The organism is Bacillus sp. 0102A (assembly GCF_036765155.1).
In the GTDB taxonomy this organism is placed as follows: domain Bacteria; phylum Bacillota; class Bacilli; order Bacillales; family Bacillaceae; genus Bacillus; species Bacillus subtilis_G.
Window position 1 is genome coordinate 432770 of sequence record NZ_JBAIZW010000002.1, and the last position, 17802, is coordinate 450571.

General features: G+C 43.4%; 24 protein-coding genes. 5 read left to right on the plus strand and 19 right to left on the minus strand.

Going from position 1 to position 17802, the window contains the following annotated elements; translation table 11 throughout:
• Nucleotides 1-4: 4 nt before the first annotated feature.
• The 4 genes from rsmH to V6D41_RS06570 form a co-directional block, all read right to left on the minus strand.
• On the minus strand, nt 5-940 hold the full coding sequence (gene rsmH / locus V6D41_RS06555) for a 16S rRNA (cytosine(1402)-N(4))-methyltransferase RsmH (protein ID WP_333517653.1): 936 nt from the start codon (nt 938-940) through the stop codon (nt 5-7).
• 69 nt (nt 941-1009) lie between these two features.
• Entirely contained in the window at nt 1010-1441 is a 432-nt protein-coding gene (gene mraZ, locus V6D41_RS06560) for a division/cell wall cluster transcriptional repressor MraZ (protein WP_003221402.1), read from the minus strand.
• A 125-nt stretch (nt 1442-1566) separates the two neighbouring features.
• Entirely contained in the window at nt 1567-3186 is a 1620-nt protein-coding gene (gene bshC / locus V6D41_RS06565; RefSeq protein ID WP_333517654.1) for a bacillithiol biosynthesis cysteine-adding enzyme BshC, read from the minus strand.
• A gap of 69 nt (nt 3187-3255) precedes the next feature.
• Nucleotides 3256-4152, minus strand: a complete 897-nt coding sequence (locus V6D41_RS06570) for a 2-dehydropantoate 2-reductase (RefSeq protein ID WP_333517655.1) — start codon at nt 4150-4152, stop codon at nt 3256-3258.
• A gap of 157 nt (nt 4153-4309) precedes the next feature.
• Between V6D41_RS06570 and V6D41_RS06575 the strand changes: the two genes are divergently transcribed.
• Nucleotides 4310-4792, plus strand: a complete 483-nt coding sequence (locus tag V6D41_RS06575) for an N-acetyltransferase (RefSeq protein WP_087992152.1) — start codon at nt 4310-4312, stop codon at nt 4790-4792.
• Between the two features lie 55 nt (nt 4793-4847).
• Here V6D41_RS06575 and gerR read toward each other — a convergent pair whose 3' ends face one another.
• From gerR to V6D41_RS06590, 3 genes are all read right to left on the minus strand, one after another.
• Nucleotides 4848-5432, minus strand: coding sequence for a sporulation specific transcriptional regulator GerR (gerR, locus tag V6D41_RS06580; RefSeq protein WP_087992153.1), 585 nt, complete (start codon nt 5430-5432; stop codon nt 4848-4850).
• A gap of 145 nt (nt 5433-5577) precedes the next feature.
• Complete coding sequence (gene rpmF, locus V6D41_RS06585) at nt 5578-5757, minus strand: 50S ribosomal protein L32 (protein ID WP_003154457.1); 180 nt, start codon at nt 5755-5757, stop codon at nt 5578-5580.
• Between the two features lie 21 nt (nt 5758-5778).
• Nucleotides 5779-6297: a YceD family protein gene (locus tag V6D41_RS06590; protein ID WP_333517656.1), complete on the minus strand. Its 519-nt coding sequence runs from the start codon at nt 6295-6297 to the stop codon at nt 5779-5781.
• Between the two features lie 27 nt (nt 6298-6324).
• Here V6D41_RS06590 and V6D41_RS06595 point away from each other — a divergent pair, with 27 nt between their 5' ends.
• Together V6D41_RS06595 and V6D41_RS06600 are read left to right on the plus strand one after the other, a co-directional pair.
• Nucleotides 6325-6510: a hypothetical protein gene (locus V6D41_RS06595; protein WP_148961899.1), complete on the plus strand. Its 186-nt coding sequence runs from the start codon at nt 6325-6327 to the stop codon at nt 6508-6510.
• Nucleotides 6507-7754 (plus strand): nucleotidyltransferase, encoded by a 1248-nt coding sequence (locus V6D41_RS06600; RefSeq protein WP_333517657.1) that lies wholly within the window; start codon nt 6507-6509, stop codon nt 7752-7754. The genes V6D41_RS06595 and V6D41_RS06600 overlap by 4 nt, the downstream gene beginning before the upstream one ends.
• A 16-nt stretch (nt 7755-7770) precedes the next feature.
• On the opposite strand, the gene ddcP is transcribed toward V6D41_RS06600, so the two are convergent.
• Together ddcP and V6D41_RS06610 are read right to left on the minus strand one after the other, a co-directional pair.
• A complete protein-coding gene (gene ddcP, locus V6D41_RS06605; RefSeq protein WP_333517658.1) occupies nt 7771-8796 on the minus strand; it encodes a protease DdcP in 1026 nt (341 codons plus the stop codon).
• A gap of 1 nt (nt 8797) precedes the next feature.
• Nucleotides 8798-9580: a patatin family protein gene (locus V6D41_RS06610; protein WP_333517659.1), complete on the minus strand. Its 783-nt coding sequence runs from the start codon at nt 9578-9580 to the stop codon at nt 8798-8800.
• A 179-nt stretch (nt 9581-9759) separates the two neighbouring features.
• On the opposite strand from V6D41_RS06610, the gene spoVV reads away from it, so the two are divergent.
• Complete coding sequence (gene spoVV / locus V6D41_RS06615) at nt 9760-10986, plus strand: dipicolinic acid transporter SpoVV (protein ID WP_333517660.1); 1227 nt, start codon at nt 9760-9762, stop codon at nt 10984-10986.
• 10 nt (nt 10987-10996) lie between these two features.
• Here the strand turns inward: spoVV and coaD are convergent, their stop codons facing one another.
• The 8 genes from coaD to V6D41_RS06655 form a co-directional block, all read right to left on the minus strand.
• Complete coding sequence (gene coaD / locus V6D41_RS06620) at nt 10997-11482, minus strand: pantetheine-phosphate adenylyltransferase (RefSeq protein WP_148961904.1); 486 nt, start codon at nt 11480-11482, stop codon at nt 10997-10999.
• A 4-nt stretch (nt 11483-11486) separates the two neighbouring features.
• Entirely contained in the window at nt 11487-12041 is a 555-nt protein-coding gene (rsmD, locus tag V6D41_RS06625; protein ID WP_148961905.1) for a 16S rRNA (guanine(966)-N(2))-methyltransferase RsmD, read from the minus strand.
• 324 nt (nt 12042-12365) lie between these two features.
• On the minus strand, nt 12366-12638 hold the full coding sequence (locus tag V6D41_RS06630) for a YlbG family protein (RefSeq protein ID WP_015715839.1): 273 nt from the start codon (nt 12636-12638) through the stop codon (nt 12366-12368).
• Between the two features lie 54 nt (nt 12639-12692).
• The gene (ricF, locus tag V6D41_RS06635; protein WP_333517661.1) at nt 12693-13142 is read right to left on the minus strand and encodes a regulatory iron-sulfur-containing complex subunit RicF; all 450 of its coding nucleotides are present in this window, start codon (nt 13140-13142) and stop codon (nt 12693-12695) included.
• Between the two features lie 119 nt (nt 13143-13261).
• Nucleotides 13262-13501: a YlbE-like family protein gene (locus V6D41_RS06640; protein ID WP_333517662.1), complete on the minus strand. Its 240-nt coding sequence runs from the start codon at nt 13499-13501 to the stop codon at nt 13262-13264.
• Nucleotides 13502-13516: 15 nt separating this feature from the next.
• A complete protein-coding gene (locus V6D41_RS06645; RefSeq protein WP_333517663.1) occupies nt 13517-13915 on the minus strand; it encodes a YlbD family protein in 399 nt (132 codons plus the stop codon).
• Nucleotides 13916-14239: 324 nt separating this feature from the next.
• The gene (locus tag V6D41_RS06650) at nt 14240-15280 is read right to left on the minus strand and encodes a CAP domain-containing protein (RefSeq protein ID WP_333517664.1); all 1041 of its coding nucleotides are present in this window, start codon (nt 15278-15280) and stop codon (nt 14240-14242) included.
• A gap of 81 nt (nt 15281-15361) precedes the next feature.
• Nucleotides 15362-15808: a CBS domain-containing protein gene (locus V6D41_RS06655; protein WP_333517665.1), complete on the minus strand. Its 447-nt coding sequence runs from the start codon at nt 15806-15808 to the stop codon at nt 15362-15364.
• Between the two features lie 140 nt (nt 15809-15948).
• Here V6D41_RS06655 and V6D41_RS06660 point away from each other — a divergent pair, with 140 nt between their 5' ends.
• Entirely contained in the window at nt 15949-16311 is a 363-nt protein-coding gene (locus V6D41_RS06660; RefSeq protein ID WP_087992166.1) for a YugN family protein, read from the plus strand.
• A gap of 237 nt (nt 16312-16548) precedes the next feature.
• On the opposite strand, the gene ctaG is transcribed toward V6D41_RS06660, so the two are convergent.
• Together ctaG and ctaF are read right to left on the minus strand one after the other, a co-directional pair.
• A complete protein-coding gene (gene ctaG / locus V6D41_RS06665; RefSeq protein WP_333517666.1) occupies nt 16549-17442 on the minus strand; it encodes a cytochrome c oxidase assembly factor CtaG in 894 nt (297 codons plus the stop codon).
• Between the two features lie 26 nt (nt 17443-17468).
• The gene (gene ctaF, locus V6D41_RS06670; RefSeq protein WP_087992168.1) at nt 17469-17801 is read right to left on the minus strand and encodes a cytochrome c oxidase subunit IVB; all 333 of its coding nucleotides are present in this window, start codon (nt 17799-17801) and stop codon (nt 17469-17471) included.
• Nucleotide 17802: the final 1 nt, after the last annotated feature.

The following is a 17802-nucleotide window of genomic DNA, read 5'->3' on the forward strand; positions in this document are numbered from 1 at the left end:
TTCGTTATTTTCTTTTTTCGGCAATCCGAAGCTTCGCAGAACGAGCCCGGTTGTTTTCTTCAAGCTCTTCCTGAGATGCCGTAATCGGTTTTCGCGTGATGAGTTTAAGTTCTGGTTCAAACTCTTCCGGTATGATAGGAAGACCCGGAGGAAGTTCCGGAAGTGACGACTTTTCTTTAAAAGTAGATTTACAAATTCTGTCTTCAAGCGAGTGGAAGGTGATGACTGATACCCTTCCCCCTGGTTTCAGAACCTCTATTGCCTGCTCCAAAGCCTCTTCAAACACCTTAAGTTCATCGTTCACGGCAATTCTGATTGCCTGAAACACGCGTTTAGCGGGATGTCCTCCGCTCCTTCTCGCTGGAGCGGGAATCGCGTCTTTTATTAGATCGACCAGTTGGCCCGTAGTTTGAATAGGAGATTTGATTCTTGCCTCTTCAATTTTTCTGGCGATCTGTTTGCTGAACTTCTCTTCGCCGTATTTAAAGAAGATACGGACGAGATCCTCATAGCGCCACTCATTAACGACTTCTTTCGCCGTAAGCGTGGCCGACTGGTCCATCCTCATGTCCAACGGTGCGTCATGATGGTAACTGAATCCGCGTTCCGGTGTATCCAGCTGCGGGGAGGATACCCCTAAATCAAATAAAATACCGTCTACTTCAGTAATACCTTGTTCATTCAAACATTCTTTTAAATACCTGAAATTGCTTTTCATCAGAATGAGCTGTCCTTTATAATCGGACAACGCTTCTTTGGCATGCTCTAATGCCGTATCGTCTTGGTCAAAAGCGATTAAACGCCCCTTCTCGGATAATTGCTGCAATAAGTATGTACTGTGCCCAGCTCCGCCGAGTGTGCAGTCTACATATGTACCGTCCGGTTTAATATTAAGCCCGTCTACGGTTTCACGAAGAAGTACTGTTTTGTGTTGAAACATATTGTGTTGGTCCCACCTTTTATCAGGATGAATTGAAATTGTTTTTAGAGTGTTATACACGAAGAATCATTATATATCAAACCCAATCATGTTTTCAGCAATTTCAGCAAATGAATCTTCTTGCTCTTCTGTGTATTGTTCCCAAATTACTTTACTCCACAATTCAATTCGATTAGAAACCCCGATAACAACACATTCTTTTTCCAGTTTGGCGTAATTCAATAGAGATGATGCGATATTTACCCTGCCTTGCTTGTCCAGTTCGCATTCGGTCGCCCCTGAAAAGAAGAAACGGGTAAACGCGCGGGCATCTTTTTTAGTGAGAGGAAGTGCTTTTAGTTTTTCTTCAATTTGTTTCCATTCGTGCATAGGGTAGCCGAAGAGACATTGGTCAAGCCCTCTGGTCAGCACAAACTGCTCGCCAAGGCCTTCTCTGAATTTAGCGGGTACGATCATGCGGCCCTTCGCATCGATGGTATGCTGATATTCACCCATAAACATGATCTCTTGCCCCACTTTCTCTCCTAAACTCACCACTATCCACCACTTCTCTCCACAACTTCATTTTACACTGTTTACCCATAAAAAAAAACCCTGAACTAGTCAGGGTTCTTTAAAACTTTATTTCAAAGTTTGACAACTTGATGTTGATTTTGAAAAGAAAATGGCAGATTCTTGAATGATGTGAAGAATTTTGGACCGTACCTGTTCAAATAATACATGATATTCCAAATTCGCTCTTGCGGCGCAAGCAACGGCTTAATGCTATTTTGGATTCTCTCATAATCCTTCAAGACGCAGCCTTCTTTTTCTTCAATTCGTTTCGTCACTGTCCGCTCTAAAAATTGAAGCTGATCCTGAATAAAAGCGGCGTTCTTCAGGAGTAAAGGTTCCATGCTTTGATCAACCTTTAACGCCTCGTTCCTTACCGTTTTGTGAACCGCTTCAATTTGGCTTTTCGCCTGATCCATCACCGCGGTAAACTCTTCCGGAATCTGATGCTCAAAGTATATCTCTCTTTGATTCTCCGTACCGCGTTCAATCGCATCTTGTAATGAGATATCCCGTTCAAGCAATTTTTTCTCAATATGCCGTTCAAGTATCGTAATATTCAGCCTCGGCATAACCGGAGGCATTTTAAAGCCCATCACCGTAAAGGCCTGTTTAAGCTCACCCCAGTAGTTAATTTCTCCAGGCCCTGCAATAAAGGCTAAAGTCGGAATGAGGTATTCCTGCATTAACGGTCTCGTTACCACATTATTGCTGAAGCGCTCAGGATGTTCTTCTATATGTGTATAAAGTTCATCCATCGTCCATCCCATATCAAGCTCATTGATGACAAAACGGCCGTTGTCTTTTCCAATTAAAAAACGCTCTTCTTCATATTCATAAAACAGATTCGCCTGCTCTTTTCCAGACTCGATAATCGGCTTGTAGCCAGCTTCACGCATGAAGGCCTGCTGATCTGAAACAGCAAGGGCGAGTTCATCATTTTCCCGGAGAATCTTTTGGAACATGGCCGTTTCAAGCTTTTTAATCCCCGGATCTCCAGAGTTTAATAAAACTAACCCCTCCTCTTGGAACAGATCCGCGATCAGCAGTTCAAAGAAATCAGTGAATGTAACAGATTCACTTAAACATCGCTTCACATTGTCGAGAAGTGTATTCGTATGGTCTGTTTCTTCAAAAGCGGCAAATACACCATCTATCCATGCGGCGCATTTTTCCTGATCAAGAGTTGTGCTCGCTGCCGAAGATTTCTTCCAATAAGACTGGGGCAGCTTTGTTTTCACAGGACCATTCTCTTCAGATGTATGGACAAAATTAATCTCATCCAAATCGTGGTCTTCTCCGGCCACCCAGAAAATCGGTATGACAGGCACTTGCAGCTGCTTTTCTTGTTCCTTTGCTAACACAATGATTGAAATGATTTTATGTATAGTATAAAGCGGTCCTGTTAAAAGTCCTGCCTGCTGTCCGCCGACAACAGCTGCGCTTGACGGATCCTTCAGCTTCTCAATAGCAGACTGCATGGCACTTGAACCGAATTTATGATGGTAAGAGGATAAGTATGCCGCCAACTCCTCTCTTGCGAAAAACCGGGAGGATAAGTCCTTCAGTCTGTCGCGCCACATGTCCTTATGATGAATGCTGTAATCAAAAAAAGAAGACATTTCTTCTTTGCCATCTATATAGTGCTGTACAAACACATTCTGATTTTTGATGGAAAGTTCAGTTAGCTGCATCTTCTAGAACTTCCTTTCTAAATAAATAGTTAGTTATCCGAAATGAGTATAGCATGTTACAGAAAAAGCTCAAAAGACTTTGTTTGTATTTCGCTCCAAAGCTTTAATGCTCCCGTATAAAAACTCGAGGTGGACAGCATCAAGGCCGCGAATGCTAGCTTCCTTCAATAAATATCCGATAATGGCGTCAGCTTCCGTCTGCCGGCCTTCGATAACGTCAACCAGCATAGAAGAGCGGTTTTCTTTCGTTTGCCCGCAAACGGCCCGAACCCTCTCCCAAGCCTCTTCTTCGTTTTCAAGCCTTAAAATGCGGGACGCCTCCTGAAAAACCAGCTTCATAAAAGCGAGATAAGCCGGCGCTGTCAGCAGTTCTCCATTTTTCACCTGCAATAACGCGGTTAACGGATTGATACAAACGTTAACAATCAGCTTGCCCGTCAGCAAGCGGTACCAATCCGCCTCATAACGAATCGGAAAATCCGAATGGTTGTGCTGAAACAAAATGTTGAGCCGATCTGGTTCAGCGTCATCGAACGCGCTCCATTTTATCGCACCCAAACCCGTATGATCAACAGCTGTATCCGATTTCCTAACAGCTCCGTGCTCAACAATTCCAACATAAATGGAATGGCCAACGCGCCATTCTTTCAAGTCGTGGATATGCCCCATACCGTTTTGCAAAAATAATATATTCGTTTTCCTGATCCGTTCAAGCGACGGAAAAACAGACTGGAGCTGATGCTGCTTTACTGTCACGACAAGCAGATCAAAATCCGAATTGATACTCGTGTCCGCACTGCAATCAGCACTGAATTCTTCTCCGCCTTTATCCAGCTGGATCCCTTCAGACTGAATGGCCGCAGCCTGCTCTTTCCGCCTCGTCACAACAGTCACCTCGTGATACAGTGACAAATAATAGGCGCATAAAAGACCGACAGAGCCTCCGCCGATAATCCCAATTTTCATGTTGTCACACCCAATTAACATTTACGTATTATCATAGCAGAAGTACGAACAAATTACTTCTCAAAGGTTCCGTGTGCTTAAAATTAAAGTTTTAATATTTGGATTTTTTAAATAAAGCGTTTACAATATATGTAGAAACAACAAAGGGGGAGATTGCATGGTAAAGGTAGAACGTCTGCTCGTCAACTATAAAACGCTTGAAGAATTCAAGAAGTTCAAAGAATACGGCATTCAGGAGCTTTCAATGCTTGAAGATCTTCAGGATAATATTATTGAAAATGACAGCACTTCGCCTTTTTACGGGATTTATTTTGGGGATAAACTTGTAGCTCGAATGAGTTTATATCAAGTTAATGGCAAATCGAATCCTTATTTCGACAATCATCAGGATTATTTGGAGCTTTGGAAGCTTGAGGTTCTTCCGGGCTACCAAAACAGGGGATACGGGAAAGCGTTGGTTGAATTTGCTAAATCATTCAAAATGCCGATTCGGACAAATCCGCGAATGAAATCAGCGGAATTTTGGAATAAAATGAACTTTGAAACTGTTAAATATGATATGGCGCGGGACAAAGGGGAAAACCCGCTCATCTGGCACCCTGATATGGATCAAGAAATGACACCGGGAGAATCTGCATAGAAATAAAAACAACCGGCCTATTCACACTCTACGGCCGGTTCATTTCAGGCGTTTATTACGTTTCTTGAGCCTTTTTTTTCATTCTTCCGTCTTCCTTAGAAACAACCATTTTTCTGGCCCGGTCCATAATATCGATCAGCGCCTTGTAATCCTCTTCTGTCATCTCTAGCTGGTTCCTCAATGTTTGATTTTCACTCCGTAAATCCTCAAGCTCCTTTTGCAGCGATTGGATTTGCCTCTTCAATTTTTCCCTTTCGAGCTGAAATTCATGTGCAGACGGCGTTTCTTTGAATTGTTCGAGAAATTGAATGACATCCTGAATGGACAAATCTCGTTTTCCTTCTGTTGACGCTGCCGCGGCGGTCTGCTTTACGGAATTCGGCAAATTGACCGAATGAACGCCGATTTGTTTTCTCAGTTCTTTCCTCTGCTTTTTTGCAAGCTCTATGCCTGATTGGTATTGTTTTCTCACATACGAGTTCCACCTGAACCCACAGGCTGCTGCGGTTCTGGTCAGCGCTCTTCCAACCTCCTCAAAGGCTGATAGCTGTGTTCCTCCCTCTCGAATATGGCGAAGCACCACTTCTGCCAGCAGCAAATCCTCATCCTGAGTCCAAGCATCTTGTCTTGTAATGGTCAAATTTAATCTCCCTCCATGTCAGCTTATTTATCTCATACATATGCCGGTAATAGATTAGATAGACTATTTGCACTTACAAATTTTCCGCAAGCTGACAGGAAGAGAAAAAGAAAAAGCGCAGGGCTTTCACCCTGCGCTTTTCTTATTAGTTACTTTTTACATTTATGTCTTTGCCGTTGTATGATCCGCATGCTTTGCATACACGGTGAGACAATTTCATCTCTCCGCATGACGGACATTCTGTCATACCAGGTACATTAAGTTTGAAATGTGTACGGCGCAATCTTTTCTTCATTTTAGAAGTTCTTCTAAAAGGTACAGCCATTATTCCCACCTCCTTAAAGAGTTAAGATTCATCATCTTGTTTTAAGAGCTTTTCGAGGGCTGCAAGTCTCGGATCAACTTGATTCTTCTTGTCTTCCTCTGAAATGACTTGCCAGTCCTTTCCTTCTTGAGGAGCAGCTCCTTTTTCTTGTTCAGATTCACAAAAGATTTGCATAGGGATTTCTAAAAGAATTTCTTCTTTCACGATCGGAGTTAAGTCGATAGTATCGTCCTCAACAATGTGAACGTCATCATCTTCTATATCATCCGTCTGATGAAATATAAACAGTTCTTTTGTTGAAATTTCAAATGGATACGCAACATCAACGAGTGTTCTTGAGCATGGCAAAACCATTTCGCCTGAAATCGTAAAATCAAACGAAACCTGTTTCGATTTAATATCCGCTCTGCCCTTCACCCGAACGGGAGAAATGCGGCGGATGTCAGAATTCAGCTTTGTCAGCTCATTTAACTCAACTGTTTCATCAAACTCAAAACTTTGGTTTGGCATTTGATGCAGCTGATAAATCGTCCATTTCATTTGTATCACCTCATGAAAGCAACAAACATGATTATAGCTTTTAAGATTGTTTTTGTCAATATTTTTTCTTTACAGCATAATGCTGCCATTCAAGTATCGTTGACAGCGGTATATGCGATGCATACACTTAGAATAAAAATAAGACGTAAGAGTTTCCATTTGCAAATGTACCATACGTTTTTAAACATAGCAAGAAAGGCGGAAAAAATATGAAAGCTGTCGGATTGGTGGTTGAATATAATCCCTTTCATAACGGTCACCTTTATCATGCCCAAACAGCAAAGCGGCAAACCGGATGTGACACGGCTGTTGCTGTAATGAGCGGACATTTTTTACAGCGCGGAGAACCGGCTGTAGTGTCAAAATGGGCCCGAACAAAAATGGCGCTGCAAAGCGGAGTCGATCTTGTCATTGAACTGCCTTATCTTTATGCGGTGCAAAAGGCGGAGATTTTCGCACGCGGCAGTGTTTCCATCCTGAACAAACTTGGATGCGAGGCGCTTTTTTTCGGGAGTGAAGATGGTGATATTAAGCCGTTTATAGAAACAGCAAAGCTTATTGATGAGCATAAGCATACATTTGATCAGTGTATCAAAGAAGAACTTAAAAAGGGGGCCAGTTACCCAGCCGCGGCAGCTATCGCCTTCAGATCCATTTTACATACAGAAAATGCGCTTGATTTATCAAAGCCAAACAACATTCTGGGATATCATTATGTCACTTCCATTCTTTCCGGGGGATATCCAACGAAACCTTATACCACAGCGCGCATTTCCTCGGACTATCATGATGCCGACCTTCCTGAAGGCGAAAACCATATCGCAAGCGCCACAAGTATCAGAAAAGCGATGTTTGAACAGAATCTTGAAGCCTGCCTTCGTTTTCTTCCTGGTACATCCGCAAGTGAATTAGCACATTACCGAAAATCTTTCGGATTGTGGCATACACCTGAAAGCTATTTTTCTTACTTAAAATACAGCCTGTCGACTGTAACAGCACAGGAATTACAGCACGTATACGAGGTGGAGGAAGGCTTAGAACACAGAATTCTTCGTTCGATCAGAAAAGCCAGCTCCTATCAGGAATTTATGGAGCTGCTGAAAACAAAACGTTATACGTGGACAAGGCTCCAGCGGATGAACACGCACATTTTAACCAGAACGAACAAACAGGAGATGCATAAGCTGCTTGCCGACGAAGAGGTGCCTTATATTAGGCTTCTCGGCATGACGAAAAAAGGACAGGCTTATTTATCGGAAAAGAAAAAAGCGATGTCCGTTCCGCTTGTCAGCAAACTGTCCTCTTTCTCCCATCCCGCACTCGATCTGGATATAAAAGCAAGCAGAATCTACAGCCTGCCGATAGAAGAACCGCTGAGAACTGAGTTTGACCTGCAGGAATACGGACATGCACCAATTCGATATGACGAGGATGAACAACGTTTTTTAAATATATAGAAAAAGCACCTGAGTATCAGGTGCTTTTCGCTTTCAGCTTATTCAAATAATCAATCGCGTCTTGCATCGTATCAATAGGCACAATCTTCATATCTGAATCAATATCTTTTGCTGTTTTCACTGCGTTTTTATAATCGGAATTGCTGGCGCCGTTTTGATTTGGGGCGAAGAAAATGTCTTTTCCGGCTTTGTTCGCGGCGACGACTTTCTGATCGATGCCGCCGATCGGGCCTACTTTTCCGTCAACATCAATGGTACCGGTTCCCGCAATCTCGTAGCCTTTTGTTTCGTCTGGTTTTGTCAGCTGATTATAGATTTCCAGAGACATCATTAACCCTGCTGACGGGCCGCCGATATTTTCGATTTCAAAATCAATATCGGGCTCCACTTTTACGTTTCTGTCCGTATAGAGCGAAACTCCGATGCCTGCCCGTTCCGGCTCATCAGGAAATTGTTTTAATGTAAGGGTGATCATCTTTTCTTTTTCTTCTCTTTCAATTTTTAACCGGACTTTATCTCCCGCTTTTTTGCTGCTGATATAATCAATCAGCTTTTCAGCAGACTGATAGTTTTTGCCGTCTGCGCTAATAATTTTATCACCGACTTCTATTTTTCCTTTTGCGGGCATGTTTTCTACAACTGAGCTAGCGTATATGCCGTTAAAGGAATAACTGACTTTTTTTCCTGCCTTTTGATAGGCCGCTATGACGGCATTTTCTTGCGAGCTTTTCATCATTTGGAGCTGCCTTTTCATATACTCCTCATCTGATTCGCCTTCTTCCTTGATGCTTTCATCAGGAACTATTTCATAATAAGAGTGTACCTTCGCCCACACATATGTAAACGGATTAGCCGGTCCCACTTTGACAGTCATTAAGGACAGACTACCTGTTTCCGGGTAGCCTCCCTCCACTTTTATCAGTGAAGCAAGCTCTGTCGCTTCTCCCGGTTTTGTAATATAGTATGGAAGTTTTACAAATGATAAAACGGCAATCAGGATGAGGATGACAAGCATCCAGCTAAAATGTTTTTTACGCAGCAAATTATGAGCCCTCCCAATTCTCTATTTCTTTTTTTATCTTGCTGATCATTCGGTCTGTCGCTTCCTCGCCTGCCGATATCATTGCTTCAATATTAGCAAACGAGCTGGAGCTGTATGTTTCAAGAGAAGGGCGAATCATGATATCCGCGGCAATCGTTTGATGTCGCACCAATTCATTTTGCAGTATATCCATACTTTGCATAATCACATCAAAAATATGCGCCGCCGTTTCGGTTTTTCGAACCCTAGAGACATCCGAAGCGATGATAATATCAGCCCCCATGCCTTTGACAACAGAAACCGGGATTCGGTCGACGACCGCGCCGTCTACAAGAAACCGTCCGTCCAGCTTCTGCGGAATAAAGATACCTGGTATGCTGATGCTGGCCCGCACCGCATCTGACACCGAGCCCTTGCGGAACACAATCTTTTCTCCTGTCTGTAAATCACACGCCACAATGCCCAGCGGGATTTGAAGCTCTTCGATCGGTTTTCCGAATGTATAAGCATGCACAAGCTGCCTGACGCGATCACCTTTTAAAAAACCGAGCCTCGGAACCGTATAATCAGCATAAAGCCTCCGTTTAAAGGCTTTAGCGACTTTCTCCATCGTTGCCACATCGTGGCCGGCGGCATAGAAACTACCTACCAAAGCGCCCATGCTGCTCCCCGCAATCATATCCACTTCAATTTGATGCTTATGTAAACTGGAGAGCACACCGAGATGAGCGAGCCCCCTGGCCCCTCCCGATCCTAACGCTAACCCGATTTTAGGTTTAACCAAAGCGTTAACCTCCTGCCTGAATTCCCTGTATACCGAATTCTATGGTCTAAACTGAACCCCTATGCTCGTATATTAGTACAAAGATTCAAAAGGACAGGTACTGCTTGGCCGTTTCGTGTCATACATATTTTATCATGATATACATGTGATTGGGCATTTTTAGCATCGGGGAGGTAAGAATGAACTTGTCGAAGATTCATACACTTTTAATTGCTTCGTTTTTTCTTTTTTTAACAGCGACTGTCATCTCACATCCGCAGGCCTCATTCGAAGCCTCTAAAACCGGGCTTTCTATGTGGTGGGAGGTTGTGTTTCCGTCATTGCTGCCATTTTTCATTCTGTCTGAACTCTTAATCGGTTTTGGCATTGTGCGGTTTGTCGGTGTTTTGCTTGAGCCTTTTATGCGGCCGATCTTTCGCGTGCCGGGTGTCGGCGGCTTCGTTCTTGCAATGGGAATGGCATCAGGAAACCCAGCTGGAGCAAAACTCACTGCCCGTCTGCGGCAGGAAAAACAGATTTCAAGAGTAGAAGCAGAACGGCTTGCGTCGTTTACCAATTCTTCAAATCCGCTCTTTATTTTTGGCGCTGTTGCCGTCGGTTTCTTTCAAAACGCGTCATTAGGAATATTATTAGCTACCGCACACTATTTAGGGAATCTGGCTGTCGGTTTAACGATGCGTTCCTATGGACGCAAAGAAGAGCAGCATCTCAGAAATAAGAAAACGATTCCTTTTCCTTCGATCAAAGATGCTTTACACGCTCTGCATACCGCCAGACTAGCGGAAAAACGGCCTCTGGGAAAAATTTTAGGCGACGCCGTGACATCTTCTGTTCAAACGCTTCTCATGGTAGGCGGGTTTATTATTTTGTTTTCTGTCTTTAACAGGCTGTTATCCGTGGTGCAGCTGACTGATATTCTGTCTGTATTCACAAAAGGCGCGCTGACCTTGTTTCAGCTTCCGGCTCAATTGGACATCCCTCTATTATCAGGAATGTTTGAAATCACGCTGGGAAGCAAGCTTGTCAGCGAAACAGACGTTACTCTTCTGCAACAAGCCATTATCGTCAGCTTTATTCTCGGGTTTAGCGGCTTTTCTGTTCAAGCTCAAGTGGCAGGTATTTTATCGGAAACCGATATCAGATTTAAACCATTCTTTATCGCGCGTTTGCTGCAGGGCGTTTATGCCGCCGTCTTCGTCATGCTTTTATGGAAACCTCTATACACGGCATGGAATGATCCATATCAGTATGTTTTCAAATCTCTTCATAGCGGAGAAATGCCAACAGCACTTATAAACGGCTGGAATCAGCTGGTGCAGATTGGACCTGTTGTCACATTATGCGCACTGTTTACGTACATTATCATTTGTTCTTTCAGACTGACAAACGGCACAAAAAAAGGATGAGTTAAAACCCTCATCCTTGTCTGAATTTTTGCTGAAGCGCCAGCTCTACTTCCGGCGGCACAAACTCTGATACAGTGCCATTGTATCTTGCCACTTCTTTGACAATGCTTGAACTTAAAAACGAATATTGATTGTTTGTCATCATAAAAAACGTTTCAATGGATTCATCAAGCACACGGTTTACAGATGTCCCCTGCATCTCGTATTCAAAATCAGACACCGCTCTCAAGCCTCTTAAAATCGCTTTCGCATTTTTTCTTTTTGCATAATCAATTAATAGCCCTTCCGACGTTTCAACTGTTATGTTCGGGATGTCTTTTGTCACTTCTCTCAAAAGCTCACACCGTTCTTCTACACTGAACAAAGGTTTTTTTGAAGAATTATTCAACACACACACATACACTTGTTCAAAAATATGCGCCCCGCGTCTGATGATGTCCAGATGCCCGTAGGTCACCGGATCAAAACTGCCGGGACAGACAGCTATACTCGCCACAACACTACCCCCTCTTTTTATAAATCGCTACACCTGTAAGTCCATAGGTTTCTTTTCTTGTCATCACAAGATCTCCTACGGCTTCGGGAAGCTCGACCTCTCTGTCATGCTCAGTAATGATAAAGCCGTCTTCTTCCAGCATTTGATATTCGTCAATCATCGTTAAAAGCGCTTTCAGCTTTTGTTCCTTATACGGCGGATCAAGAAAAATGCCTCGAAAGGCAGTTTCTCTTTTTGCAGCAGCGTGCAAAGCCCGTTCCGCATCATTGCGGTATACCTGTGCATGTTTTGTAAGCTCCAGCGTTTTTAAATTTGATTTTACCGTTTGAATCGCTTTAAAATCACGGTCAACGAATATACAATGCTCAAACCCGCGTGAAAGCGCTTCGATTCCAAGTCCTCCGCTCCCCGCGAATAAGTCCAGTCCCCTGCCCCCGTCAAAATAAGGGCCGATCATATTGAAAATGGATTCCTTCACTTTGTCGGTTGTCGGTCTTGTTGATGTTCCCGGCACGGCCTTTAGGGAACGGCCTTTTTTTGATCCAGAAATTACTCTCATATTCCACACCACTTTTTCTAAAAGCTATTTTGTTTCTTTGTTCGGCCGGACGCCGCTATGTACATCGAAAAAAATCAATCCTATCTTAACATAAAGCATTCTTGCAAACAATGAACGTAATCTTGTTAAAACAGGTGTATAGGCAGACTGCTCCTTGTCCATACTATAAACAACAGCATCTAGAGGATGTTGTTGCCAACCGCGGAGAAGACTTACGTTTCCCCATAAGTTCTTCCTCCGGTTTCTCCTCTCCCTTTGCCTTCTCCTTAACTTGTTAAGGAATAGAAGGACCCCGCAGAAGCCTGCGGGGATTTTTTTATAGAGCTATATGCCGATTTTATAATCGTATTCTTTTGCTTTATCAAGCTTTGACTCGAATTCCAATTTTAAAAACGGTTTATAAGAAGGCTCCACTTTTTTCACAAACGAGTAAGAAGCGATCTTGTCCATTGTTTTTTCAATTTGATTCATATCGCAATACAGCACGACATATTTTAAGCGTTTTGATACATAGTGCACATTTCCGAACTTCCTCAGCATTTTGCTTTGTTTTAGGGAATGCAGATACACAACCATACCCTGGCGCCTATTCTCCAATACAATCACCTGCCTGATTTCTCTTATATGTAAAAGACGAGACGGCCAGTCTCGTCAGGACACTTTGCATCCGCAGCCTCCGCCCGAACCGCAGCCGCCTCCGCACGAAGACAAACCATCAAAATAAGGGTTCCCAGTCGGAACTTTAACATGCTCTGAAACAGCTGTTCCAATCTCGACGCTAACCTCATCAAGAATAGACTGGAGCTCATTTTCAGCTCTCTTGAAGTCAGCCACATTATCGTTCAGATCCAGCTCCCGCTTGATCTCCCTCATTTTCCGGGATATTTCTCTATAGTCAGGATGATATTTGCCAAAACGCTGTACATCCTCATACTGCTCTTTTATTTGAATAAAAGAACGAATAATCCGCCCTGCCTCTTCATCTTCCTGGAGACGCTTGTAACAATTGCGGTAGTTCTCAGCCGTCTCCGACTGCAGAATCATCTCGGCAAGCTGCTGAGCTTCACTTTGAAGCCGCACGGATTCCATCGTCGCATACATAACACGCACCTCCAGTTGTTAGTTTACCATGAAACCAGCCAATTGGAAAATCCTTAGCCGAAGCCTGAAAACAATCTCCCTGCATTTACAGCATGAAAAAAGACCCTCTTTCGGGCCTTTCAATCTTTTGTCCGCATCGCTTGAAACATTTGCATCATCATTTGCGCCATTTGAATCCCATTCGTAAACTGGTTCACCCGGTGCGGTATAGTTATTTCATAAAAGTTCATCATCTCAAGCTGAAAGGAGGACAGATCATCCGGTTTTCTCGAAAGCCTGCGGTACCATATCGGCTGTTCTCTGATGAATCGTTTCCGTTCTTCGTTTGCTGAAATAAATTCCTGAACCTCTTTGCGCATATAAGCTCCCCTTTTTTAATCCTTTCGAAAAGAAAAAGGATGCTGTCCAGAGCCTGGCTGAGTTTGCTTTTGGCTGCTCCCGGAAAATGTATGAAGAAGACTTTGCAATGATGAAATTGACTGGCTCATTTTATTGATTTGTTCGTTCATTTGATTGACATCCATTTTTTTCACCGCTGTTACCATTTTAGAGACAAAATCATTTTTTTTCGCCGTTTCTGGCACAGCATTCGCACCTTCTTCCGGTTCCCGATACGGATCCCAAATCGGGTCGCTCTCCCCGAAGAGGACCCAATTTTCATAGACGTCCTGCCAGCTTCTTTGTTCTTTACGCACTTCTTTTATCAGCTTGGGATGCTTTTTGACGAATTGTTTAAAGTCATTGATTGAATGATTGGCGTGTTGGTTCGCCACAATCCTCACCCCCTCCGAAAATGATACCTACTACAATGTATCGTTTTGTGAGGCATTGTGTTCGCCTATATTCACACCAATATCTTCATTTATTATCACAGGGAGCGTAGAGCAATTTGAGAGTCAGAATACCGCCGTGCTGCTCCGTTTTTTAAATATCGCACAGATGGCTGCTATCAGGATGGAATGTTTCTAGATTTGCCCCAATACAATAAAGGTGATCGAACGCAGGAAGAGTATCGGCCTCCTCTGTACCATCACATCCAGACCAGCCGATTATGTAGAAATAAAAAAGCCGCGGAACCAACCGTTCGCGGCTTTTCATTACCATCGCTTAATAAAATTTTGGGTGTAATATTTCCGGTCTACTCCGACACCTAGATGCGTATAATCGGAATTTAGAAGCGCTTTTCGATGGCCTTCACTATTAAGCCAGCCTTCTACAGCGGCCGGACCGTCCACATAATTGTATGCGATGTTTTCTCCCGCTTGCTGAAAGTCAACATCCCCTTCTTCTAAGCGGTCTTTCAGCGTCCCGTATTTTTTAGAAACATGGGAGAAATAGTTATTGTCCTTCATATCCTTGCTATGTCCAAAAGCTACTTCCGCCGTCGGCTGGTCCCACTCAAGCTTCGCAAGTCCATACTTGACACGTATGACATTCGTCAAATCAAATATTTGCTTTTCGCTCGTCGTTTGGATCTTTTCCCACTTATCATCTGAAACATCTTTGGATTTCATTAATTCACCGCGGTACACAACCTCATAAGGTCTTTGCTTTACAAAGGCTTGCGCATCAAACGCCCTGATGCTGGATAGCTTCCCCTCAAATTTGTCCATATACAGCTGGACATACATCTTTCCTACCTTCACAGTCGGTCTGGTATTGATATCCTCTTCAGAAAACTCAAATCGATAGGAATTTCCTTTATACTCTACATTCACAAACGGCGCCACCTGGGTCGTCTTGAATACTTCTCCGGTTGATTCGCCAATTTTGAAAGGCTTTGCGTTAATATCATTCCCAGCTGCAAATAATGTGACCACTTTATTATTTAATACTCCGATTTGGATATATTGGTCCTTTCCTTGATTGTAAACCCACCAATCGTAATCATATGCGGAAGGGTCAATGCGTTCAGGTTTCCCAAGCTTTTTTGTTACATCATCGGCGGACTTGCCCATAAAGGACAATAACCCTGAAGTCGGCATATGTATTCGTTTGCCGCTTTGCGCTTCCTCGTTAGACACTTGAGGCTCGCTGTCATTGGATTTTTTTTCAGGAACAGATCCGTATTGAATAAACAGAACATAAGTTCCGCAGATAATCAAGAGGATAACCAGTGCTCTCAATATATTTTTCAATCTATCACCCCCGTGCGATCACGTGTCTTGCCTTACATCTCATTACAATACAGCCTATTTAACATGTCAAAGATTTATGTGTTAATGAAAAAAGCCTTCTTCTCTGTCATCACCCTCGGAAATATCCGATAAGGCGCTGCCGGCACGTTCATTCGTTTGCTCAGATAAAGAAAGATCACCAAGCGTGACGATTCCAGTCAGCTTTTTGTTTTTTGTAACGGGTATCCTTCTGAGCTGATGTGATGCCATCAAATGAAGAACCTCATCGACTGAAGCATCTTCCTGCACACTGACAGGTTTTTCGGTCATCGCGTCAGTGATTTTTTGCGAATTCGGTTTTTTTATAGCGATACCTCTTAACACGAGATCCCGGTCGGTCACGATGCCAACGAGGGTTTCTCCATCCTCATCTACTACCGGAACCGCACCTATATTCGCGTCCTTCATCTTTACTGCAGCTTCATATACATTATCTAATACCGTGCAATATTGCAAGTCGGCTGTCATCAGATCTTTTATTTTTGTCATCCGTATAATCCTCCTTTAGTCTAGTGCTATTTTCGTCAAAATTTATTTTTTGCATACTTTCAAAAGAAGAAGATTCATTGAAAGTTTAACGCTTTCATACTATGATTGTCAGGAAAGGTAATTTTTATAAGGAGGGGTCAGTGTTGAAGTTTACTGAAAGCGGGCTTGAAGGAGTAAAGGCTGAGCTCAGCTGGCTAGACGACTTGATGGAAAGCAAAGGTCTCATCAGAGCGGGTCAATGGGATTACGAAAGAGTCACCTATGACAGAAAGTTTTCGACGATTGAGGGTACGTTTTACCTGCGGATACCAGGCATTGCGGCTGAGGGCGATGTTGGAAGCGGCCGCGCCGTGATTCAATTAATGCCCCCTCTCTTAGGAAAGCATTACTACCCGCACGGAGTAGAATATGGAGAAACGGAAGAGTTTCCCGTACAGGTTGTAACAAAAAGCAAGGCACTGATTCAGGACATATCCGACATGTTAAAAACAGTTCAAATGTAATGAAAAGGAACAGCATCTTCTGCTGTTCCTTTCAGATTTGTTGACAAAATGCAAAACGGTTTTGATTTTAGCACTTTGTCATCTTTTCAGCGTGATTGAAAACCCTTGAAGTCTAGGAAAGGCGAGTATTGGAGCGGAGCGAATGTTTTCATTCGTGAGCGCCAACGCGCAGACTTGACAACGAATGCGGGGGTTTGTCGACACGCTGAAAAGGTACAGCATCTTCAGCTGTACCTTTTATGATATCGTCTGTTGAATATACGGCGGTTCCTCCTGCCCGTCCTTTTCTCTTTCTTTCTTCACCCATTGAAAAAAAACAAGCGCCAAAAAAGTGCCGTACACAATTTCCTGGATGATTTTCATCATGACTGCTCCCAGCTGCTGATCCTCCAACAAAGGGAGTGTATTGAACATCTCCGGTCCTGTTAATGGGACCTGCCCCATCATATCCGCAGGTACACAAAGCTTCATTGCCTCAGCCCATGCAGACGGGTCTGTATAGGTCGCGTATAACGGCGCGCCGCTGAACATGATCAGCGCGCAAGCAGGCGTGAGCAGCATACCGTCCGCCATAATATATCCCAGCTTCATCAAGCCGCTGAGCTGCCGGAGACGCTCTACCTTATGAACAAGCGGCCACCACATCAAAAACGCCAGCACAAAGATGAGCCAAGTCATTAATGTATGATAAAACGGATCCGTTTTGACAGTATCAAATATAAGCGGAACATGATATAACGAAAAAATGCCGTTAAACAAAAGCAAAGCAATTAAAGGTGTCGAAAAGAATGAAAAAACCGGTTTAATAGCGGGCTTGAAAATGACTTTTTCCCAAAGCCATGCAGGAATTCCCGCAATCAATAGCGGCGGGACGACCAAATACAGGACAGCCATCTGAACCATATGCGCGCTGAACATAATATGTCCGAGCAGGTCAACCGGGCTTCCCTCGGCTGCATATAAAAACAGCATCGCCGACAGAAAGCACACCATCTCTTTACCTGTTATCCGTTCAGGCTTTGAAGACATTCGCCAGTAAAAATAGAGATAAAGCACCGTAATACCCAACAGGATACAAAAAAGATAAGGGCTCCACATCGCGCGAAACCCAAACACGTCTAACTGATTCATTACTTCACCTCCGGCAGCTGTTCAAATTACCACCATATAATTGTGACAAACGCAAGCACCGTAATAAACGCGACAAACATGCCTGAATACAAAAACAGTGCCGGCGCCTCATGCCCTTTTTGATTCATATGCATGAAATAATACAGTTGGAAGATGACTTGAATTGCAGCAAGCAGAATAATGAAAGGAATCGTAAACCAACTGGCGACACCGTCCGTTGCCACAGTCAGAAAGGCAACAATCGTTAGTCCAATCATTAAGCCAAAAGACAGAACCTGATATTTCATCTCCTGAGCATGCTTCTTTTTCTTAAATTCAAGATCGCTGTTGATATGCCCCCTGCTTTTTTTACCGACCATG